Genomic DNA, 20,705 nt, shown 5'->3' with positions numbered 1-20,705 from the left:
GTCCACCCCTCGCCGGCACCAGGAGGCCACCCATGGCGATCGGCAACCTCACCGACGCGTTCACCAGCCTGATGTTCGGCAAGGTGGAGACCACCCGGCTGCCGGTGCGTACCTCCACCGGTCAGGCGCAGGCGGTCTACCTGCCCACCGCCGCACCGGGGTTGGGCGACTCGGGCGTGATCATCGGGCGTGAGGTGTACAGCGGCAAGGGGTACGTCTACGACCCCTTCCAGCTGTACGGGCAGCAGCTGCCCGCCCCGCACTGGCTGGTGCTGGGGGAGTCCGGCAACGGCAAGTCGGCGCTGGAGAAGACGTACGTGCTGCGGCAGTTGAGGTTCCGCGACCGGCAGGTCGTGGTGCTGGACGCGCAGGGCGAGGACGGCGTCGGCGAGTGGAACCTGATCGCCAACGCGCTGGGCATAAAGTCGATCCGGCTGGACCCGATGGCGGCCAGGGACGGCGGGGTGAAGCTCAACCCGCTGGATCCGGCGATCACCCAGACCGGCCAGCTGTCGCTGCTGCGCACCATCATCGAGGTGGCGATGGGGCGCGGCCTGGAGGAGCGGGCGGGCTTCGCGTTGAAGGCCGCGCACGCCCATGTGGTCGCCTCGGTGACGGACCGCCAGCCGGTGCTGGACGACATCATCGACACCCTGCGCAGCCCCGAGCTGTCCTCGGTGGAGTCGCTGGGCGTGGCGGTGGACGAGGTGCAGTCCTGGGGCCTGGACGTGGCGCTGGTGCTGGACCGGCTGGTCGACGGCGACCTGCGCGGCATGTTCGACGGCCCGACCACGGACGGCATCGACCTGGACGCGCCGCTGATCGTCTTCGACCTCTCGCACATCGACCGCAACTCGATCGCGATGCCGATCCTGATGGCGATCGTCGGGGTGTGGCTGGAGCACACCTGGATCCGGCCGGACCGGAAGAAGCGCATCTTCCTGGTCGAGGAGGCCTGGCACATCATCAACAGCCCGTTCGTGGCCCAGCTGTTCCAGCGGCTGTTGAAGTTCGGCCGCCGGCTCGGGCTCTCCTTCGTGGCGGTGGTGCACCACCTGTCGGACGTGGTGGACGGCGCGGCGGCCAAGGAGGCGTCGGCGATCCTGAAGATGGCCTCCACCCGGACGATCTACATGCAGAAGGCCGAGGAGGCGCGGGCCACCGGCCGGGTGCTGGGCCTGCCGCGCTGGGCGGTGGAGATCATCCCGACCCTGTCGCCGGGCATCGCGGTCTGGGACGTCAACGGCAACGTGCAGGTGGTGAAGCACATCATCACCGACACCGAGCGGCCGCTGGTGTACACCGACCGCGCGATGACCGAGGACGCGGTGGCCGAACGGGTGCGGGCCGAGCGGCACTTGGCGGCCGAGCCGGGGGTCTGAGCAGGCGCCGCCGCCGGGGGCGGGCCGGGGACCGGGCCGCGGGCGTCGGGCGGGGTCGGGGGGATCGTGTGCAGGCGGTCCGTCCCGGTCTGACGGCGGTGGTTCGTCAGCAGGTAATCCTCTCGTTACGTTCGACATCCTGACAGCTACGCGCGTTGACCCTAGGCTGCACTCGCGCAACACATTGCCCACGCGCCGGCGCGCTCCGCCGCCCGCGTGCTCCTCCGAGGTGCAGGGGATCCCTCATGCTCACCGTCAGATCCCGACGGGCGGCGTTCGCCGTCGTCGCCGCCGCAGGTCTGTTCGGCACGGTGGTCGTGCCGACGGCCGCTCAGGCCGCCGACGCCAACGCCAAGCGTCACAAGACCGTCAACCTCCAGCTGCTGGCGATCAACGACTTCCACGGGAACCTGGAGCCCCCGGCGGGCTCCTCCGGCACGATCAAGGAGATCGACCCGGCCACCGGCAAGGAGGTCTCGACCCCGGCCGGCGGCATCGAGTACCTGGCCACCGAGCTGCGCAAGGCGCGGATCCCGGCCGACGACTCGATCACCGTCGCGGCCGGCGACATCGTCGGTGCCAGCCCGCTCACCTCGGCGCTGTTCCACGACGAGCCGACCATCGAGGCGATGGACAAGCTCGGACTGGACGTCACCTCGGTCGGCAACCACGAGTTCGACCAGGGCGCGACGGAGCTGCTGCGCAAGCAGGAGGGCGGCTGCCACCCGACCGACGGCTGCTACGAGCCCGGCCGGACCTTCAAGGGCGCCAATTTCAACTACCTGTCGGCCAACGTCACCGACGAGCAGTCCGGCAAGCCGCTGCTGCCGCCGTACTGGGTGACCAAGTCGCAGGGCGTCAAGATCGGCTTCATCGGCGTCACCCTGGAGGGCACGCCGAACATCGTCACCGCCGAGGGCGTCAAGGGCCTCAAGTTCGCCAACGAGGTCACCACGATCAACAAGTACGCCGCGGAGCTCAAGGCCAAGGGCGTCAACTCGATCGTCGCGCTGATCCACGAGGGCGGCTACCCGGCCAGCGGCGTCTACAACTACGACTGCGGCGCGGCCGGTCAGGGCATCTCCGGCCCGATCGTCGACATCGCGAAGAAGATCGACCCGGCGGTCGGCGCCATCGTCACCGGCCACACCCACAACGCGTACGCCTGCAGCATCCCCGACCCCAACGGCGTGCCGCGCTCGGTGACCAGTGCCGCCTCCTTCGGCAGGCTGTTCACCGAGATCGACATGAAGCTGGACAAGACCACCGGCGAGATCGTCCGCCCGTCGGTCAAGGCCGAGAACCACGTGGTGCGGCGTACGGTCGAGAAGGCCCCGGACATGACGGCGCTGATCGACCACTACTCCAAGCTGGCCGCCCCGAAGGCCAACCGGCCGATCGGCTACATCGCCTCGGACATCAACGGCCGGGGCAGCAGCGACCTGGAGAAGCCGCTCGGCGACGTGATCGCCGACGCGCAGCTGGAGGGGCTCGCCCCGGCCGACAAGGGCGGCGCCCAGGTGGCCTTCATGAACCCGGGAGGGCTGCGCTCCGACCTGGTCTACAAGGCCTCGGGCAGTGAGGGCGACGGCGTGGTGACCTACGGCGAGGCGTTCACCGTCCAGCCGTTCACCAACATGATGCAGGTCAAGACGCTGACCGGCGCTCAGCTGGTCCAGCTGCTGCAGCAGCAGGTGAGCGGTCTCAACGACGCGGCGCCGAAGATCCTCCAGGCCTCCTCGAACCTCCACTACACCCTGGACATGCGCAGGACCGGCGCGGCCCGGGTGGTCCTGGACTCGATCCGGCTGAACGGCGCACCGGTCGACCCGGCCGCCAAGTACCGGGTCGCCGCCAACGAGTTCCTGGCCGGCGGCGGCGACGGCTTCCCGGCCTTCGCGGCCGGCACCGACAAGCTCGTCGGGGCCTCCGACCTGGACGTCTTCACGGCCTACCTGACGGCCCACAGCTCGGCGGCCTCGCCGTTGAAGCCGCCGGCGCAGGACCGGGTCAAGGTCCTCGGCCCGGGCAGCGACATCGACTGACCGAGAGCCGGACACCGGCCCCGGTGACGGGGCCCGGGACGGGCGGGGCGCTGTCGGGGCGCCCCGCCCGTCCTGCCGTTCCCGGCGGCTACTCGGGGGCGGGGCCGCCGGGAAGTCGTACGGTCGCCAGCGCGCCGGGGCCGCCGTCCTGGGCCGGGCCCAGCGTGACCTCGCCGCCCGCCTCCCGGACGCTCTGCGCGACGATCGACAACCCCAGGCCGGAGCCGGGGAGTTGACGCGAGGACGGGGAGCGCCAGAACCGGTCGAAGACGTACTGGAGCTCGTCCGGTGGAATGCCGGGACCGTGGTCGCGGACGGTCAGCACGCCCTGCTGGAGCCGGACCTCGATGGTGCCGGCGGGCGGGCTGTACTTCACCGCGTTGTCCAGCAGGTTGATCACGGCCCGCTCCAGGCCCGCCGCGTCGCCGTGCGCGTACCAGGGCTCGACGGTCGTCTCGAAGACCAGCCCGGGGCCGCGGAGCTTCGCCCGCTCGACCGCGCGCCCGGCGATCTCGTGCAGGGCGACCACGGTCAGGTTCGGGCCGGCCTTCGGGGTGTCGGGGCGGGAGAGCTGGAGCAGGTCGCCGATCAGCACGGTGAGTTCCTGCATCTGGGCCTTCATGTTGCCCAGCAGCTTGGTCTTGGTCGCCGGGGGCAGCGGGCGGCCGGTGTCGTTGCTGCGGATCAGCAGGTCGACGTTGGTGCGCAGGGAGGTGAGCGGCGTGCGCAGCTCGTGGCCCGCGTCGGCGATCAGCCGGGTCTGGCGCTCGCGGGAGTTGGCGAGGGCGGTGCTCATCGAGTTGAAGGACGTGGAGAGTCGGGCGATCTCGTCGTCCCCGTTCACGGGGATGGTGCTGCCGACCTCCTCGGTGCGGGCGATGTGCTCGACGGCGTCGGTGAGTTGGTCGACCGGCTTGAGGGAGGAGTGGGCGACCAGGCGGCCCGCGACGGCGGCGAGCAGGATGCCGCCGAGGGAGACGGCGCCGAGGAGGATGGCGAGGCCCTGGAGGGATTCCTCGATGGGCTGGGTCGGGGTCGCGACCATGGCGACGGTGGGCTGCGAGACGTGCTGCACGGAGCTGAGCCGGACGAGCGCCGGGTCGCCGTTCGTGTAGTGCCCGTCCCGGACGATGTACTGGCCGGGCTTGAGCTGGAACGCGGCGGCGTCCTCCGGCTTGATCACGATCGCCCGGTTCGAGCCGGGGGGCAGGCCCACGCCGTTCGGGGTCACGAACTGGGTGTCGCGGGGTGCCGCACCGCTGAACTCCGGTGTGCCAGGGCGGGGTTGGTTGGCGGCGAGCGCGGCTTCCGGGTTCGCGTACAGGTTGAGGTTCTTCCCGACCATGGCGGGGGGTGCGCTGACCAGGTCGGTCTTGACCTGGCTGTACAGCTGCTTGTCCACGATGAACCAGCAGGCCAGCGCCGACAGCGCGATGGCCACGGCCACGGCGGCCGCGCTCATGAAGGTGAGGCGGCCGCGCAGCGAGCGGGAGCGGTACCACTGGACCACGCGCTGGCGTCTGCCGGGCACCACCCGCGGCGGGGCCAGCGGCGGGGGCGGAACAGCGTTCACGCGCTGGTGCCGGCGGCCGGGCGGAGGGCGTAGCCGACGCCGCGGACGGTCTGGATGAGGCGCGGCATGCCGCCCTGCTCGGTCTTGCGGCGCAGGTACATGACGTACACGTCCAGGGAGTTGGAGGAGGGCTCGAAGTCGAAGCCCCAGACCGCCTTGAGGATCTGTTCGCGGGTGAGGACCTGCCGGGGGTGGGAGAGGAACATCTCCAGCAGCATGAACTCGGTGCGGGTGAGTTCGACGGGCTTGCCGCCGCGGGTGACCTCGCGGGTGGCGGTGTTCATCCGCAGGTCGGCGAAGGCGAGGACCTCGCTGTCGTCCTCGGCGGCGGCGCGGGCGGCGGCCTCGGTGGCGAGGGCGTTGCGGCGCAGCAGGGCGCGGACGCGGGCGAGGAGTTCGTCGAGTTCGAAGGGCTTGGCGAGGTAGTCGTCGGCGCCGACGTCGAGCCCGGTGACGCGGTCGCCGACGGCGTCGCGGGCGGTGAGCATCAGGACGGGGACGGTGTCGCCGCGGGAGCGCATCCGGCGGACGGCGGTGAGGCCGTCCATCCGGGGCATCATGATGTCCAGCAGGACGAGATCGGGCTTGTCGCGCTCGACGGACTCCAGGGCCTCGTAGCCGTCGGTGGCGGTGGCGACCTCGTAGCCCTCGAAGGCGAGGCTGCTCTCCAGGGCGTCCCGGAGGGCGGGTTCGTCGTCGACCACGAGGAGCCGGGCGGAGGGGTGGCCGGCCTCGGCGGGGGTGCGGTCGTCGGCGGACGGGGTCATGGGCTGCTGCCCTTTCTCGTCGGGTGGAGGGCCCGCTGTCGGGTCTGCTGGGTCTGCTGCTGGTGGCAATTGTCCGCCTCGCGGACGTTCACCGGTTCCTACGGATTGTGGCTCACAGGCTCTGGCCGGATTCGAGCTTCGGGAGGACCTGCTTGATGTCGTTCATCGGGATGGCGAAGCCGAGGCCGACGCTGCCGGCGCCGCTGCTGCCCGAGGAGCCGGAGCCGCTGGGCGCGTACATCGCCGAGTTGATGGCGATGACCTGGCCGTTGGCGTTGATCAGCGGGCCGCCGGAGTTGCCGGGGTTGAGGGCGGCGTCGGTCTGGAAGGCCTTGTAGGTGGTGCTGCTGCCGCTGTTCTGCTGCTGCTGGGCGCCGCCGCCGCGCAGGCCGGGCACGCCGGGCAGGAACGGGAGGCCGAAGCCGCCGTTGCCACTGGTGGAGCCCTCGTCGAGCTGGACGGTGACGTCGCGGTTCTCGGCGCTGATGATGCCGGAGGTGACGGTGCCGGTGAGGCCGTCGGGGTTGCCGATGGCGACGACCGGGTCGCCGATGGCGACGGTGGAGGAGTCGCCGAGGACGGCGGGGGTGAGGTTCTTGGCTCCGCCGGCGGTGATCACGGCGACGTCGAGGTTCTTGTCGGTGCCGGTCACGGTGGCGGGGGCGGTGGAGCCGTCCTTGAAGGTGACGGTGATCCGGCCGCCGGCCGACGCGCCGTCGATCACGTGGAAGTTGGTGAGGATCTGGCCGTCGGCGTTGAGGACGACGCCGGTGCCGGTGGCGGTGCCGTTGCTCTCCTTGACGGTGATCTGGACGACGCTGGGCGAGACGGCGGCGGCGATGGCGGGCACGTTGGCGGTGCCGTCGGTGCGGGCGGAGACGGGGCTGGCGATCGTTCCGACCCGGTTGTCGGAGGACTGCCGGTCGGCGGCGATGACCCCGCCGGTGACCCCGCCGATGACGGCGGCGATCGCGGCGACGGCGGTCACCAGGGCGAGCCGCCCGCGCAGCAGTCCGCGCCGGGCCCGGCCGCCGTGGCGGCCGGGGCCCTCGGAGTCGGAGGGGTGGCCGAGCAGCGTCGGGGGCTCGGGCGGCATCGGCGGCGGCGGGGGCGTCGCGCCGAAGGCGGCACCGGAGTGGTCCTGGTGCTGGCCGTACCCGGAGTACGGGTCGGTGCCGTCCTGGTGGTGGCCGTACCCGGTGCGCGGGTCGGTGCGCGGGTCGGTGCCGTCGGTGTCGGAGCCCAGCACGGTGCCCTCGATGACGCGGGGCTCGTACGGACCGTACTGCTCGCTGGGGTTGTGCCGCTGTTCGCTCATGCCGACCAAGTTCCGCCCGGTGGATGAGGACGGGATGAGAAGCGGCTCAGAACGCGGCGAGAAGCCCGTTGACTTCTCATAAAGCCTGGTCAGGCAGCTCTTGGAGCGGAACCGGCGGTTCCGCTCCGGCTAGTCCAGCGGGGCCCGGTCGGGTGCGGCCCCGTCGCAGCCGCAGGAACGGCGGATGACCAGGCGGGACGGGAACTTGCGGACCCGCTCGGTGTCCGAACCGGGCACCATCAGCGAGTCGTCCAGCACCAGGTCCACGGCGGCCCGGGCCATCGCGTCGCGGTCGGAGGCGACGGTGGTCAGCGGCGGGTCGGCGAGCGCGGCCTCGGGCACGTCGTCGAAGCCGGCCACCGCGAGGTCCTCGGGGACGCGCAGGCCGACCTCGCGGGCGGCCCGCAGCACGCCGATCGCCTGGTCGTCGGTGGAGCAGAAGACGGCCCGCGGCCGGTCGGGCGAGCGCAGCAGCCGCAGCGCGACGTCGTACGCGCCGTAGCGGTGGAAGGGGGCGTCGATCAGGTGCGGCTCGGTGGGGATGCCGTGGGCGTCCATGGCGCGCTGCCAGCCCTCGACGTGGTCGATGACCGGGTCGCCGGGGGCGGGGGACTCCACCGGGCCGCCGAAGCAGGCCACGTACGGGTGCCCGTGCACCTCCAGCAGGTGGCGCACGACGGCCTCGGCGCCGCCCACGTCGTCGGTGACCACCGCGACGTCGTCGATCGCCTCGGGGCGGCGGTGCAGCAGCACCACCTTCGCGCCCTCCATCGCGGCGAACTCCTCGGCGGCGCGCTGGGAGGGGCCCTGGCTGACCAGGATCAGCCCGGAGACCCGCATGCCGAGGAAGGCGCGGACGTAGTGGACCTCGCGGTCGTCGACGTAGTCGGAGTTGCCGATCAGGACGAGCTTGCCGCGCTCGGAGGCGGCCCGTTCGACGGCGTGGGCCATCTCGGCGAAGAAGGGCTGGCGGGCGTCCGGGACGACCATGCCGATCAGGTTGGTCCGGCGGGAGGCCATCGCCTGGGCGACGCTGTTCGGCCGGTAGCCGAGCTGTTCGATCGCCGCGAGGACCTTCTCCCGGGTCGCGGGCGCGACCGGGCGCGGCCCGTTGTTGATCACGTAGCTGACGACCGCGGTCGAGGTCCCAGCCAGTCGGGCTACATCGTCGCGCGTCACCTTGGCCACGGGGGGAGTCTACGCGTGTGGTCCCCGGGGCGGCAGTGGGAGCTGGGGCCGTTCCGGGGCGGGACCGGGAGCAATCCGGACGAGCCGGACGGGCCGACGGCCCGCCCGGCCCGCCCGGCTCCCCGGGCCGGTCCCCGTCAGGCCTCCAGTGGGGCCGAGGGGCGCTGGGCGAGGTCCGGACGCTCGCTCTTGTCGGCCTTCTCGGGGACGACGAAGCGGTAGCCGACGTTGCGCACGGTGCCGATCAGCTGTTCGTTCTCCACGCCGAGCTTGGCGCGCAGCCGCCGGACGTGCACGTCCACCGTGCGGGTGCCGCCGAAGTAGTCGTAGCCCCAGACCTCCTGGAGCAGCTGGGCCCGGGTGAAGACCCGGCCGGGGTGCTGGGCGAGGTACTTGAGCAGCTCGAACTCCTTGAAGGTGAGGTCGAGCGCCCGGCCCTTGAGCTTGGCGGAGTAGGTGGCCTCGTCGACCGAGAGGTCGCCGTTGCGGATCTCCATCGGGCTGTCGTCGGCGGCGACCTGGAGGCGGCCCAGTGCGAGCCGCAGCCGGGCCTCGACCTCGGCCGGGCCGGCGGTGTCCAGCAGGACGTCGTCGATGCCCCACTCGGCGGTCACGGCGGCCAGGCCGCCCTCGGTGACCACCAGGATCAGCGGGGAGCCGATGCCGGTGGAGCGCAGCAGCTGGCACAGGCTGCGGATCTGCGGCAGGTCGCGCCGGCCGTCGACCAGGATGACGTCCGCGCTGGGGGTGTCGACCAGGGCGGATCCCTCGGCGGGGGCCACCCGGACGTTGTGCAGCAGCAGGCCGAGGGCCGGTAGCACTTCGGCGGACGGCTGCAGTGCGTTGGTGAGGAGGAGGAGTGAACTCATACCCGGGGGTCCCCTTTCCGGGTCGTCGCGGTCGCGCCCAGGCTGCCGCCGCAGCCGGTGGGCGCAGGTGCTGAGGGGAGGGGGAAGGACGCCCCGGGGGTCTCGTGGGAGCACTCGGCGCACCGGGGGTCCCGCAACCCGCGGCGCACCGTTTCTGCCCTGTTCATCCCGCGAACCCTCCGGTCTGGTCCGGTCCCGGGTGGCGGCCCGGTGCCGGGTGGCGACACCCCGGCAGGCCCGGCACGTCCTTGTGCCGCGAGAGCGGGGCGGTTCCCGCGACGCGCCGGGGGTGGGCCGACGAATCGCACGAACGTCCGTACTGGCGTCCTGAAAGCACAAAAGGACCCGGGGGCGACTCTGCCCGGATCCCTCTTGGAGGTCGAGGATAGCCGACCGCTCCGCGTGCCGGGAGTGCGCGAATCCGACGGTTCGCCCAATCCGGGCGTGCGCCGGGTGAGCCTGGCCACAGCTTCGAGCGCCGCTGCGGGCCGGTCGGGCCAGGGCGATTGCCGCTCGCACCGGCGGACACGCCATCATGGGACGCACATCGGCGGCGCTGCCCGGGTCCATCGTTCGGGTGGTCGGGGCACGCTCCGGTGGCGAGCCGGACCGGGTCACCGGGGCCGGGCGAGGACGAACGGAATGGGGTGGCCCGATGGGCGCGACCACCGAGCCCGCGAGCGGCGCCCGGGCGCGCGGGACGATCCGCTACTGGGCGGCGGCGAAGTCCGAGGCCGGGCTGGCCGAGGAGCCGTACGAGGCGGCGACCCTGGCGGAGGCGCTGGCCGCGGCCCGGCAGCGGCACGCCGACCGGCCGAAGCTCGTCCAGCTGCTCGGGCACTGCTCGTACCTGGTCGACGGCGCGCAGGTCGGCGGCCGGGACCACGCGACGGTGGCCCTGACCGAGGGCGGGACGGTCGAGATCCTCCCGCCGTTCGCGGGAGGCTGAGCGGCGTGACGGACATGAACGACCCGAACCACGGCGGCGGCCACGGCAACTGGCAGCAGCAGCCGCAGCAGCCCTATCCGCATCCGCAGCAGTACCAGCAGCAGCACGCGCCGCGGCACCCGCAGCACCCGTACGGCTATCCGGTGGACGACGCCGACGCCACCACCGTGCTGCCGCCGGTGCCCGCCCTGGACGACGCGGCCGCGACCACCCTGCTGCCGCCGGTGCCCCCGCTGGACGACGCGGCGACCACGCTGCTCCCGCCCGTCCCGCCGCTGGACGACGCGGCGGCCACCACGCTGCTGCCGCCGGTGACGGTCTCCGGCGCGATGCCGGTCGCCCCGCCGCCGCAGTACGGCCGGCCGCCGGTGCAGCAGCCCCCGGCCGCGCAGCCGTACCCGCAGTCGTACCCGCCGCAGGCCCCGCCGCCGCCCTCCCGGGCGCGGCACGCGGCCCCGGCCGGGGCGCCCGCCCCGGCGCCGCGGACCGCCCCGCAGCAGGGTTTCCCGCAGCACGGTACCCCGCAGGGCGCGCCGGTCGGGCATCCCGCGGCCGCGGTGCCGCCCGGCGGCATGCCGCCCGCGCCGCCCGTCGGGGCGCCCGGCGCCGGGCCGGGCTTCGACCCGCCTACCATGACGCTCAAGCGCCCGGACCTGCCCGCCGTCCCGGCGTACGGCGCCGTCCCGGCGCAGCCGGTGCCGGGCCTCCCGTTCCCGGGGGCCCAGCCCCCGGCGGCGGCCGCGACCCCGGGCGGTCGGACCGGTTCGCCGATCATCGACCCGGGCCTCCAGCCCGCCCTGATCACCGCCGCCGTGGCCGCGCTGCTGGCCGGCGGTGCCGCGCTGGGGCAGGTGGCGCTGGCCCTGGTGGTGGCGGCGCTGCAGCTGCTCACGGCGGCCGGCTGGTTCCGGCTGAACGGCATGTGGCCGGCCCGGCAGGGCATCCTGCTGGCCGTGCTGTCCGGGCTCACCGCCGACGTGGCGGTGCTGCTGGCGGACGCCGACAGCGGTGCGGCGGCCGTGGTGGGCGCCCTGGGCGGGTTCTTCCTGCTGGTGCTGGTGCTCCAGACGTTCCGCCCTTCGGACCCGAAGGAGCGGTTCTACGCGCTGACCGTGCTGGGTTCGGCCACCGTGGTGACGGCGCTGTGCACCACGCTGCTGCTGGCCGACTGGGTGCCGGCGGGGGTGGGCGCGGTCGCGCTGGCCACCGTGCTGGCGGCGGCTCCGCTGCCCGGGCCGAAGCAGCTGGGCCCGGTGCTGGGTGTGGTCGCCGCGGTGCTGCTGGGCCTGCTGGTGGGTGCGCCGCCGGCGCTGGGCGTGCTCGCCGGCCTGGGGGCGCTGGTCGGCCGCCGGGTCGCGGCGTACGACTTCCCGTCCCGCTTCGTGCACATGACGGCGGGCGTGGCGCTGCCGCTGGCGGTGGCCGCGCCGCTGATCTGGATGGCCACCGGGCTGCTGGCCGGCTGAGTCGGGTACGTCACGACCGCGTCCCGCCCCGGAACCACCGTCCGGGGCGGGACGTCGTACGGTCGTGCGGGAGGGTCGCGCCCGGCGCGGCTCCGGGACGGACGACGGCGACCGGCGACGACGGGGGACACGATGCGCGGATGGCTGAAGGCGACGATCGGCCTGGTGGTGCTCTCCGGGCTGCTGGTGGGCGCGGACCGGATCGCGGTCGGCGTGGCCGAGGACGAGGCCGCCGACCAGCTGGTGAAGAACGGCCGGATGAGCCAGCGGCCGGACGTCACGATCGAGGGCTTCCCGTTCCTCACCCAGGTGGTCTCGAAGAAGCTGGACGACGTCCGGATCTCCTCGGACGGGCTGACCGTCCGGAACAACGGGCAGCAGGTGGCGCTGCACTCCTTCAAGGCGAAGCTGTCCGGGGTCGAGGTGAGCGACAGCCTGAACAGCGCCACCGTGGACAGCGGCGCCGGCAGCGGAGTGATCAGCTACCAGGACCTCGCCCAGCTGCTGCCCCCGGCCTCCCAGCTGATGGGCGGCGCCTCGCTGCCGGTCGGCGGCAACGCCCGGTTGAGCCTGTCCTACGGCGGCCCGGGCAAGGTCAAGGCCTCGCTGGGTCCGGTCTCGGTGGGTGAGGCCACCGTGCACAACACGGGCAACACCATCACCGTGGACGGTCTCAAGCTGAGCTCGCTGGCCGAGATGGTCGCCGGGCTGGGCAACCGGAAGATCGAGCCGGCGAGCTTCACCCTGGACTCGATGCCGGCCGGCCTCCAGCTGGCCGCGAAGGACGGCGTGGCGCCGCTGCCGGAGGGCCTCCAGCTGTCCTTCGAGGGCAAGGACGTCAAGCTGCTGGGCTGACCCGCCGCCCGTCCGCTGCCCGCCCGCCGGCCGCCGCCGGCCGTTCCGAAGGGGCACCCCCCGTTCCGCTCCGCGAGACGCGCTGTCCAGCGCGGACCGCGGGGCGGTGTCGTTTCCGCCCGTTGTGGGCCGTCGGCGGGGGCCCGCCCGGCGCCCGGCGGGCCGCGCCCAGGGCGAATCCCAGTATCCGGTCGTTCTGGTCTCGGCATTCGATACGCTGATGACAGCGGGCCTCTGGTGTCCTTAGCATCGTCGGCATGAAGCGACAGACGGATCTCACGAAGCGGCGGGCGGTCGACCTGTGCCGCGTGGCCGCCTGTCTGTGTCGAATGCGCTGAGTCGGCATCCTGGCAGGGCAGTTCGTGCCCGCCGCCGACCTTCCGGTGACCTCGTCCGGCCCTCGGGGCCGATGGTCCCCGCCGTGCTCCGCAGTCCTCCGCCCGGTCGTCCCGGTTCTCCTCCTCCGTCCCATCATTCGGACAGGATTTCGGACCGCCTCCGTTCGGGCACCCCGGCAGTACCCCGGCAGCACCCCCGCTGAGCAGCTGAGCAGCACCTTCCGCAAACCGCCCTCGGATGGAGAACACCACCATGAGCCGCAGCGACGTCCTGGTCGACGCCGACTGGGTCCAGGCCCGCCTGGACGACCCGAAGGTCGTCATCGTCGAGGTCGACGAGGACACCTCCGCGTACGACAAGAACCACATCCGCAACGCCGTCCGGATCGACTGGAAGCAGGACCTCCAGGACCCGGTCCGCCGCGACTTCATCGACCAGGCCGGCTTCGAGGCGCTGCTCAGCGCCAAGGGCATCGCCAACGACGACACCGTCGTCCTGTACGGCGGCAACAACAACTGGTTCGCCTCGTACGCCTACTGGTACTTCAAGCTGTACGGCCACGGCGACGTCCGCCTGCTGGACGGCGGCCGCAAGAAGTGGGAGCTGGACTCCCGCGACCTGGTCGCCGAGGTCCCGGCCCGCCCGGCCACCGCGTACCAGGCGCAGGCCGTGGACTCCTCGATCCGCGCCTTCCGCGACGACGTGATCGCCGCCATCGGCACCCTCAACCTGGTCGACGTCCGCTCGCCCGACGAGTTCTCCGGCAAGCTGCTCGCCCCGGCCCACCTCCCGCAGGAGCAGTCGCAGCGCCCCGGCCACGTGCCGAGCGCCCGCAACATCCCGTGGGCGAAGAACGCCAACGACGACGGCACCTTCAAGAGCGACGACGAGCTCAAGGCCCTCTACGAGGCCGAGGGCATCGACCTGGCGAAGGACACCATCGCCTACTGCCGGATCGGCGAGCGCTCCGCGCTCACCTGGTTCGTGCTGCACGAGCTGCTCGGCCAGGAGAACGTGAAGAACTACGACGGCTCGTGGACCGAGTACGGCAGCCTGGTCGGCGTGCCGATCGAGCTCGGCAGCAACTGAGCCCCCCGGCTCGACCCGTAAGTCAGAAGGAGACAGACATGTGCGGTGCGAAGGCCGGCGGGCCGGACCTGGCAGGAGTTGACGTGGCGAACGAGACGATCATCCAGGGTTCGGTGACCCGCGACGGCGAGCCGGTCAACGGCTACGTCCGGCTGCTGGACGAGAACAACGAGTTCACGGCCGAGGTGCCCACCTCGGCGACCGGCCAGTTCCGGTTCTTCGCCCGCCCGGGCAAGTGGACCCTGCGGGCGCTGGTCCCGGGCCAGACCGTGGACCGTCAGGTGGTGGCCTCCCAGGGCACCGCCGTCGAGGTCGCGATCGCGGTCTGACCGGCACGGACGATCACGCCGAGGGCCCCTGCCGCGCGGGGGCCCTCGGTCGTACCGTGGAAGACGTGCAGACGAGGCGCCGGCGGCGCTACTACTACGCCATGATGGGCGTGTGCCTGGGCCTGTTCGTCCTGGCCTGGGGCGTGGTGCGGTTCTTCTCGGTGGGAGCCGCGGTGGGACTGTGCGTGGTCGCGATGGTCATCCCGCCGGCCGCCGCGGTGTTCGCCAACAAGCGGGACCCGGACGACGACTGGTGGAACGACCCGCGCTGGGAGGACCCGAAGTGGGACGAGCCCGGCCACGACCGGGACCGCCCCGACCGGGACCGCCCCGACCGCGAGGAACGCCCGTAGGGCGTCAGTAGACGAGCGCCTGGACGTTGTCCGCCATGATCTCGCTGACGAAGACCTGCGCCCCCGCGATCCGGACGCCCTCGACGGTGTCCTTCTGGGTGATCCCGCGCCGGGCCGCGCACTGGGTGCACAGCGTCACCGAGCCGGAGGCCAGGATCGACTCCAGCAGGTCCGGCAGCGGTGCGGCGTGCGGCAGCTCGAACTCGGCGGCCCTCCCCGGCACCGCGAACCAGGAGGACTCCCCGGTCAGCCACAGCGAGACGTCGATCCCGCTGGCGACGGCCACGGCCGCCACCGTGAAGGCCTGTGAGCACCGCTCGGGCGCGTCCGCACCGGCGGTCACCTTGATGACGAGCTTCTTCGACATGGCGCCACCTTAGAGGTCCCGCCGCCCCCGTCCGCCGTCATCGTGGAATCCCGTGGGCAAACCTTGAACGGCGCCCCGGGGGAGGCGGCGCGGCGGCTACGCTGCGGCGCGGAAGCCGCCGTGGTGGGGCTCACCGCGACCGACCGTAGCCCTCCGGATAGAGTGGGCGCGAGCAAAATCCACCACACTGTCGCCGCCTGGGAGCCCCCCGTGTCCGGTCTGGAAATCTTCTTCGACGGTCTGCTGGCCCTGATGGCCGTGCTGATCACCTGGTTCGCCATCTTCTCGGTGATGAAGCTGTACCAGGGCCAGCGCTGACCCTGCCGTACGGTTGAGGCAGACCGCACCGACCACGACAGCGACCAGGAACATGATCGAGATCCCCTCTGACCTCCACAGGGACGTCGTCCCGCTCGCCTTCCTCCTCGGTACCTGGGAGGGCGCGGGCGTCTATGACTTCCCCGGCACGGAGAAGTGCAACTTCGGCCAGGAGATCGTGATCCGCCACGACGGCCGCCCCTTCCTGGAGTTCCGCTCCCGTACCTGGGTGCTGGACGAGGAGGGCGAGAAGGTCCGTCCGCTGGAGAACGAGCACGCCTTCTGGCGCATCACCAGCAACCACGACGGCACCAGCGGCGTCCGCGGGATCGAGATCTCCTCGGTCCGCGACGACGGCACGGTCGAGATCTGGTACGGCGAGCTGGCCGACGGCAAGCCGCAGGTCGACGTCTCGACCGACGCGGTGGCCCGGATCGAGGGCTCCCCGGAGTACTCCGGCGGCAAGCGGCTGTACGGCTTCGTCAACGGCGAGCTGCTCTGGGTCGGCGAGAAGGCCGCCCCGAACGTGCCGCTGCGCCCGTACATGTCCGCGCAGCTCAAGAAGGTGCTCAGCCCGGCCCAGCTGATCAAGGACATCAACGACCTGCCGGACGACGGCATCGCCTTCTTCAAGTAGGCCCGTCCCGGGACGTTCTGCGCACGAGGTAGGGACCGGCCGCCGGCCGGTCCCTACACTTGTCCCAGGACCCCCGACCTTGGCAGGGACAGAAACCGTGGCGGACACCGGCACCACCGACTGGCAGCTCTCGGGCGACTGGAAGACCGACCTGCGCGAGCGCGGCTACCGCCTCACGCCGCAGCGGCAGCTGGTGCTGGAGGCCGTGGACGCCCTCGACCACGCCACCCCCGACGACATCCTCTGCCACGTCCGCAAGACCGCCAGCGGCATCAACATCTCCACCGTCTACCGGACCCTGGAGCTGCTGGAGGAGCTGGGCCTGGTCTCGCACGCCCACCTCGGCCACGGCGCCCCGACCTACCACCTGGCCGGCCGCCACCACCACCTCCACCTGGTCTGCCGGGACTGCGAGAAGGTCACCGAGACCGACACCGAGATCGCCCAGCCGCTGGTCGACCGGCTGCGCGAGCAGCACGGCTTCGACACCGACCTCAAGCATTTCGCCATCTTCGGCCGCTGCGCCGACTGCGCCGCCGGGCGGGCCGACGAGCGGTCGTAAGCTGGCCGGTATGACCGGTGTGAAGAGCCCGCTGCTTGCCCTGCCCGGAGCCGTCCCCGCCGAGGGGGCCGACGAAGGCGTCGCCGCCCACTACGGCGACATCTTCCGCGAGCAACGGAACCTGTCCCGGGGCACCGGCTTCGTCGACCTCTCGCACCGCGGTGTGCTCACCGTCACCGGTGCGGACCGCCTCGCCTGGCTGCACCTGCTGCTCACCCAGCACGTCAGCGGGCTGGAGCCACAGCACGCCACCGAGGCGCTGGTGCTCTCCCCGAACGGGCACGTCGAGCACGCCCTCTACCTGGTCGACGACGGCACCACCACCTGGGCGCACGTCGAGCCCGGCACCCAGGAGGCGCTGATCGGCTACCTGGAGAGCATGAAGTTCCTCTACCAGGTGGAGGTCGTCGACGCGACCGCCGACTACGCCGTGGTCCACCTGCCGGCCGGCTCCACCGGCTCCGTCGAGGGCGCCGCCGCCGTCCGCGAACTCCCGTACGGCCGCGACCTGTTCGTGCCGCGCGCCGAGCTGGCGGAGCGCACCGCCGGGTACGGCCCGGCGGCCGGTGTCTGGGCCTACGAGGCGCTGCGAATCGAGGGCCACCGGCCCCGGCTCGGCTTCGAGACCGACCACCGGACCATCCCGCACGAGGTGGACTGGCTGCGCACCGCCGTCCACCTGCAGAAGGGCTGCTACCGCGGCCAGGAGACCGTCGCCCGGGTGCACAACCTGGGCCGCCCGCCGCGCCGGCTGGTCTTCCTGCACCTGGACGGCACCGAGGAGACGCTGCCCCCGCACGGCACCGAGGTGCGGCTGGCCTCCGACCCGGACGGCCGGGCGCTGGGCCTCGTGACCTCCTCGGCCCGGCACCACGAGCTGGGGCCGATCGCGCTGGCGGTCGTCAAGCGGAACGTGCCGGTGGACGCGGTGCTGCTGGCCGGCACGGTGCCGGGCACCCAGGACGTGATCGTCCCGCAGTAGGCCGGGCAGGGTCCGGGGCGGAGCCGGGGCGGGGCCGGGGCCTCACGGCACACCGGCCCGGGGCCCGGCCCTCGGGCCCTCCGGGCCTCAGACCTCGACGAGGACGGTGAACGGGCCGTCGTTCACCAGCGCCACCTGCATGTCGGCGCCGAACCGGCCCGTCTCCACCTTGGCGCCCAGCGCGCGCAGTTGGGCCACCACCTCGTCCACCAGCGGCTCGGCGACCGGCCCGGGGGCGGCGGCGGTCCAGGTGGGCCGGCGGCCCTTGCGGGCGTCGCCGTAGAGGGTGAACTGGCTGATCACCAGCAGCGGGCCGCCGATGTCCGAGCAACTCTGCTCCACGCCCTCGCCGTCGACCGGCAGGATCCGCAGCGTCCAGAGTTTGCGGGCCAGTTGGGCCGCCTTGGCCGGGGTGTCCTCGTGGGTCACGCCGACCAGGACGCAGAGCCCTGGCCCCTCGATCGCGCCGACGGTCTCTCCGGCCACGGTCACCCGGGCCTCGGTCACTCGCTGCACCACTGCTCGCATGCCGCCATTGTGCCGGAGCACCGGGGCGCCCCGTGGGGTCTCGGGGGAATCCGGGGGCGTACACCTGGGGCGCGCACAAGGGTGGCGCACGCCGTGCAGTGCGCGCCTGCGCAGGTTCGGGCGCTGCTCCTGCTGCGGAAAGGCCCGGTCATATCAGCCACCCCCGTTCGCCAGGGGGCCGTTCGGGTGCACGGGCGGTGCGCGCGCGCCGGGTGGGGTGGCACGCTGGGGGACCGCACGAAGGCCCGGCGCGCCTGGAGGTCCGCCGCACCGGGCCGGGTTCGGCCGGGCGGTCGAGCCGGTAGGTCAGGCGTTCTGTCGGGGTCGCCCCGGCGGGTGGTCCCGGCCGGGGAGTGGAACCCTTCGGGGCCCCCGGGCGTGCCAACGGACGGGACGCACGAGCCCGTCGGGGGACGGGCCGGGCCGGCGGCAGGGACGGGGTGCCGCGAGCGGGCGGGATCGGACGACGGCAGGTGGGCTGGATGATGGACGCGAGCAGCGCGGCGTGGAGCCGTTCCGGACCGGTGGCGCAGGCCGCCGGGGACCGGTCCTGGACGGCCGTCCGGGACGGCGAGCCGGACCTGGAGGCGCTGGGCCTGGATCAGCTGCGGATCCTGCGCCGGGAGACCCTGGCGCAGGAGGCCGACCTGTCCTACCTGCGGCGGCTGCTGCACGGGCGGATGGACATCCTGCGCGCCGAGCTCGACCGGCGCCCCGGCGGCGGCCCCGCCCACCCGTCCCCGGCGGCCGGCGAGGAGCCCGGCGGCGACCTGCTGGACCGGCTGCCGGCCATCCTGACCGACGCGCCCTCCACGGTGCGGCGCTCGGCCCGGCACGTCACCCTCGGCCCGCCGCGCACCCAGGAGTCCCAGCTGGAGGCGGACGCGCTGATGGGCGACGTCCAGCTCGCCGACCTGGCGGCCCACCCGGCGGAGGAGCTGCTGGCCGCCCTGGAGCGGCTGCGCGCCCACGAGCGCGAGGTGTCCGGCCGCCGCCAGCGGCTGCTGCGGACGGCGGACGGTTGCAACGCCGAGATCACCCGCAGGTACCGTGATGGGGAAGCACGGGTCGACGACCTGCTCTCGGAGAGGCCGCTCTAGACCGGGTGAGTCGTCGCGGGGTGGGTGGGGTCCGGCTTCCTCCCGGCCCACCCTCGCCCCCGGAAGGCTCCGCGATGTCCCAGTCCGCCACCCCGCCCGTGCTCGCCGAGGTCATACGCTCGGGCTTCACCGAGGGCCGGCACCACGGCTCCCTGGTCCTGCTGGCCGCCGACGGTTCGGTGGAGTTCGCGCTCGGCGACCCCGACGCGCCGGTCTTCCCCCGCTCGACGGCCAAGCCGTTCCAGGCGATGGCGACCCTGCGGGCCGGGCTGGCGATCGAGGGCGAGCTGCTGGCCCTGGCGGCCTCCAGCCATTCCGCGGAATCGTTTCACCTCGACGGCGTACGGGCCATCCTGAGCTCCGCCGGCCTCGACGAGTCCGCCCTGCGCACCCCGGCCGACCTGCCCCTGGACGAGACCGAGGCGGAGCTGCTGCTCGCCGCCGGCGGACGGCGCGCCCCGATCCTGATGGACTGCTCCGGCAAGCACGCCGGCTGGCTGGCCGCGTGCGTCGCCAACGGCTGGGACACCGAGACGTACCTCGACCCGGCGCACCCGATCCAGGAGCTGGCCCGCGAGGCCCTCGCCGAGGGCACCGGCGAGACCCCGGCGCACACCGGGGTGGACGGCTGCGGCGCCCCGCTGCTCGCCGTCACGCTGACCGGCCTGGCCCGCGGCTACCGCCGCCTGGTGCTGGCCGGGGAGGGCACCGCGCAGCGGCGGGTGGCCGACGCGATGCGCGCCCACCCCGAGTACGTGGCCGGCACCCGCCGGGCCGACACCCTGCTGATGCGGTCCGTTCCGGGCGCGCTCTCCAAGATGGGCGCCGAGGCCGTCCAGGTGGTCGCGCTGGCGGACGGCCGGGCCCTCGCCTTCAAGATCGACGACGGCTCCGAGCGGGCCCGCGGCCCGGTGCTGGCGGCGGCGCTGCGCCGGCTCGGGGTGACCGGCGCGGACGACGCGGTCGAGCGGATCGGCGCGGCCCCGCTGTTCGGCGGCGGCGCCCCGGTCGGCGAGGTCCGCGCGGCCTTCTAGGGCGTGTCTGACCATTCGCGTCGGATCAGCGCGCGGCGTTGGGGTGCGTGCATCGCAAGGCGGAGGAGGGAGCCCAATGCAGCGCATTGGCGACCGACGACAACGCGGCGAGGTGCGTGCCCCGGCGTCGCACGCCCGGCGGGAATTGTCAGACACGCCCTGGGAAGCGCCTCGGCGGCTCCGGCTTCCGGCCGGCTTCCGGCCGGCCTTCGGTCGGCCGTCGTCGGGGTGCGGGCGGGGCGGGGGCGGTGCACGGTGGACGGGGGCCGTCGCACAGCTGAGGGAGTCCGCCATGACCGACCACGTGTACCGGGTGACCGAGATCGTCGGGTCCTCGACCGAGAGCGTCGCCTCGGCCATCCGCAACGGGGTGGAGCGGGCCTCCCGGACGCTGCGCAACCTCGACTGGTTCGAAGTCACGGAGATCCGCGGCCACATCGAGGAGGGCCAGGTGAAGCACTACCAGGTCGGGTTGAAGGTCGGCTTCCGGCTGGAGGACTGAGCCTCCCCGAACGTCTCCTCGAACGCCTCCCGGAACGGCAGGGGCCGGGGGGGCGCGGGGGGGGGGCGGGGGCCCCCCCCCCCGGGGGGGCGCCCCCAAACGCGTACCCCCCGCGTTGGGGCGCCCAGACGCCCCCCGCGCGTTGACCCACGC

Annotated in this window: 22 protein-coding genes; 15 read left to right on the top strand and 7 right to left on the bottom strand. The window is 73.1% G+C overall.

The genetic code is table 11. The annotated features are described in order from the left end of the window. The first annotated feature begins 32 nt into the window (after positions 1 to 32). The gene (locus ACFXOZ_RS22745) at positions 33 to 1,382 is read left to right on the top strand and encodes an ATP-binding protein (RefSeq protein ID WP_375888796.1); all 1,350 of its coding nucleotides are present in this window, start codon (positions 33 to 35) and stop codon (positions 1,380 to 1,382) included. Between the two features lie 245 nt (positions 1,383 to 1,627). Further along, positions 1,628 to 3,427 (top strand): bifunctional metallophosphatase/5'-nucleotidase, encoded by a 1,800-nt coding sequence (locus ACFXOZ_RS22740; RefSeq protein ID WP_375888793.1) that lies wholly within the window; start codon positions 1,628 to 1,630, stop codon positions 3,425 to 3,427. A gap of 88 nt (positions 3,428 to 3,515) precedes the next feature. Here ACFXOZ_RS22740 and ACFXOZ_RS22735 read toward each other — a convergent pair whose 3' ends face one another. The 5 genes from ACFXOZ_RS22735 to ACFXOZ_RS22715 all read right to left on the bottom strand — a co-directional run bounded on the left by ACFXOZ_RS22735 (position 3,516) and on the right by ACFXOZ_RS22715 (position 9,142). Then, positions 3,516 to 4,937 (bottom strand): ATP-binding protein, encoded by a 1,422-nt coding sequence (locus ACFXOZ_RS22735; RefSeq protein WP_375888791.1) that lies wholly within the window; start codon positions 4,935 to 4,937, stop codon positions 3,516 to 3,518. 59 nt (positions 4,938 to 4,996) lie between these two features. Further along, positions 4,997 to 5,767 (bottom strand): response regulator transcription factor, encoded by a 771-nt coding sequence (locus ACFXOZ_RS22730; RefSeq protein ID WP_375888789.1) that lies wholly within the window; start codon positions 5,765 to 5,767, stop codon positions 4,997 to 4,999. Between the two features lie 112 nt (positions 5,768 to 5,879). Beyond that, positions 5,880 to 7,085 carry a S1C family serine protease gene (locus ACFXOZ_RS22725; RefSeq protein WP_380592317.1) on the bottom strand — a complete coding sequence of 402 codons (1,206 nt, stop codon included), beginning with the start codon at positions 7,083 to 7,085 and terminating at the stop codon, positions 5,880 to 5,882. A gap of 129 nt (positions 7,086 to 7,214) precedes the next feature. Beyond that, positions 7,215 to 8,273 (bottom strand): LacI family DNA-binding transcriptional regulator, encoded by a 1,059-nt coding sequence (locus tag ACFXOZ_RS22720; RefSeq protein WP_360241551.1) that lies wholly within the window; start codon positions 8,271 to 8,273, stop codon positions 7,215 to 7,217. A gap of 137 nt (positions 8,274 to 8,410) precedes the next feature. Further along, positions 8,411 to 9,142: a winged-helix domain-containing protein gene (locus ACFXOZ_RS22715; RefSeq protein ID WP_375888784.1), complete on the bottom strand. Its 732-nt coding sequence runs from the start codon at positions 9,140 to 9,142 to the stop codon at positions 8,411 to 8,413. 655 nt (positions 9,143 to 9,797) lie between these two features. On the opposite strand from ACFXOZ_RS22715, the gene ACFXOZ_RS22710 reads away from it, so the two are divergent. The 7 genes from ACFXOZ_RS22710 (at position 9,798) to ACFXOZ_RS22680 (ending at position 14,522) form a co-directional block, all read left to right on the top strand. Further along, complete coding sequence (locus ACFXOZ_RS22710; protein ID WP_375888782.1) at positions 9,798 to 10,091, top strand: MoaD/ThiS family protein; 294 nt, start codon at positions 9,798 to 9,800, stop codon at positions 10,089 to 10,091. Between the two features lie 5 nt (positions 10,092 to 10,096). Then, on the top strand, positions 10,097 to 11,557 hold the full coding sequence (locus ACFXOZ_RS22705; protein ID WP_380592315.1) for a hypothetical protein: 1,461 nt from the start codon (positions 10,097 to 10,099) through the stop codon (positions 11,555 to 11,557). A 132-nt stretch (positions 11,558 to 11,689) separates the two neighbouring features. Beyond that, entirely contained in the window at positions 11,690 to 12,412 is a 723-nt protein-coding gene (locus ACFXOZ_RS22700) for a DUF2993 domain-containing protein (protein ID WP_375888778.1), read from the top strand. Positions 12,413 to 12,669: 257 nt separating this feature from the next. Then, positions 12,670 to 12,750 carry an Ms5788A family Cys-rich leader peptide gene (locus ACFXOZ_RS22695; protein WP_350517234.1) on the top strand — a complete coding sequence of 27 codons (81 nt, stop codon included), beginning with the start codon at positions 12,670 to 12,672 and terminating at the stop codon, positions 12,748 to 12,750. Between the two features lie 253 nt (positions 12,751 to 13,003). Further along, positions 13,004 to 13,840: a sulfurtransferase gene (locus tag ACFXOZ_RS22690; RefSeq protein WP_375888776.1), complete on the top strand. Its 837-nt coding sequence runs from the start codon at positions 13,004 to 13,006 to the stop codon at positions 13,838 to 13,840. Positions 13,841 to 13,878: 38 nt separating this feature from the next. Next, the gene (locus ACFXOZ_RS22685; RefSeq protein WP_030288989.1) at positions 13,879 to 14,169 is read left to right on the top strand and encodes a DUF1416 domain-containing protein; all 291 of its coding nucleotides are present in this window, start codon (positions 13,879 to 13,881) and stop codon (positions 14,167 to 14,169) included. A gap of 101 nt (positions 14,170 to 14,270) precedes the next feature. Further along, entirely contained in the window at positions 14,271 to 14,522 is a 252-nt protein-coding gene (locus ACFXOZ_RS22680) for a hypothetical protein (protein ID WP_380592331.1), read from the top strand. Positions 14,523 to 14,526: 4 nt separating this feature from the next. Here ACFXOZ_RS22680 and ACFXOZ_RS22675 read toward each other — a convergent pair whose 3' ends face one another. After that, on the bottom strand, positions 14,527 to 14,889 hold the full coding sequence (locus ACFXOZ_RS22675; protein ID WP_375888771.1) for a DsrE family protein: 363 nt from the start codon (positions 14,887 to 14,889) through the stop codon (positions 14,527 to 14,529). 370 nt (positions 14,890 to 15,259) lie between these two features. Here ACFXOZ_RS22675 and ACFXOZ_RS22670 point away from each other — a divergent pair, with 370 nt between their 5' ends. The 3 genes from ACFXOZ_RS22670 to ACFXOZ_RS22660 all read left to right on the top strand — a co-directional run bounded on the left by ACFXOZ_RS22670 (position 15,260) and on the right by ACFXOZ_RS22660 (position 17,388). Next, positions 15,260 to 15,844 (top strand): FABP family protein, encoded by a 585-nt coding sequence (locus ACFXOZ_RS22670; RefSeq protein ID WP_380525370.1) that lies wholly within the window; start codon positions 15,260 to 15,262, stop codon positions 15,842 to 15,844. 79 nt (positions 15,845 to 15,923) lie between these two features. After that, positions 15,924 to 16,406, top strand: a complete 483-nt coding sequence (locus ACFXOZ_RS22665; RefSeq protein WP_375888768.1) for a Fur family transcriptional regulator — start codon at positions 15,924 to 15,926, stop codon at positions 16,404 to 16,406. A 19-nt stretch (positions 16,407 to 16,425) separates the two neighbouring features. After that, a complete protein-coding gene (locus ACFXOZ_RS22660; protein WP_380592329.1) occupies positions 16,426 to 17,388 on the top strand; it encodes a YgfZ/GcvT domain-containing protein in 963 nt (320 codons plus the stop codon). An 87-nt stretch (positions 17,389 to 17,475) separates the two neighbouring features. Here the strand turns inward: ACFXOZ_RS22660 and dtd are convergent, their stop codons facing one another. Continuing rightward, complete coding sequence (dtd, locus tag ACFXOZ_RS22655; RefSeq protein WP_375888765.1) at positions 17,476 to 17,916, bottom strand: D-aminoacyl-tRNA deacylase; 441 nt, start codon at positions 17,914 to 17,916, stop codon at positions 17,476 to 17,478. A 482-nt stretch (positions 17,917 to 18,398) separates the two neighbouring features. On the opposite strand from dtd, the gene ACFXOZ_RS22650 reads away from it, so the two are divergent. From ACFXOZ_RS22650 to ACFXOZ_RS22640, 3 genes are all read left to right on the top strand, one after another. Continuing rightward, positions 18,399 to 19,016 (top strand): ABC transporter substrate-binding protein, encoded by a 618-nt coding sequence (locus ACFXOZ_RS22650; RefSeq protein WP_375888762.1) that lies wholly within the window; start codon positions 18,399 to 18,401, stop codon positions 19,014 to 19,016. Between the two features lie 74 nt (positions 19,017 to 19,090). Further along, entirely contained in the window at positions 19,091 to 20,050 is a 960-nt protein-coding gene (locus ACFXOZ_RS22645; protein WP_375888760.1) for an asparaginase, read from the top strand. A 292-nt stretch (positions 20,051 to 20,342) separates the two neighbouring features. After that, entirely contained in the window at positions 20,343 to 20,552 is a 210-nt protein-coding gene (locus ACFXOZ_RS22640) for a dodecin (RefSeq protein WP_375888757.1), read from the top strand. The last annotated feature ends 153 nt before the right edge of the window (positions 20,553 to 20,705 follow it).

The organism is Kitasatospora sp. NPDC059160, assembly GCF_042755465.1.
Lineage (GTDB): Bacteria > Actinomycetota > Actinomycetes > Streptomycetales > Streptomycetaceae > Kitasatospora.
This window is presented reverse-complemented; position numbering and strand designations above follow the sequence as displayed.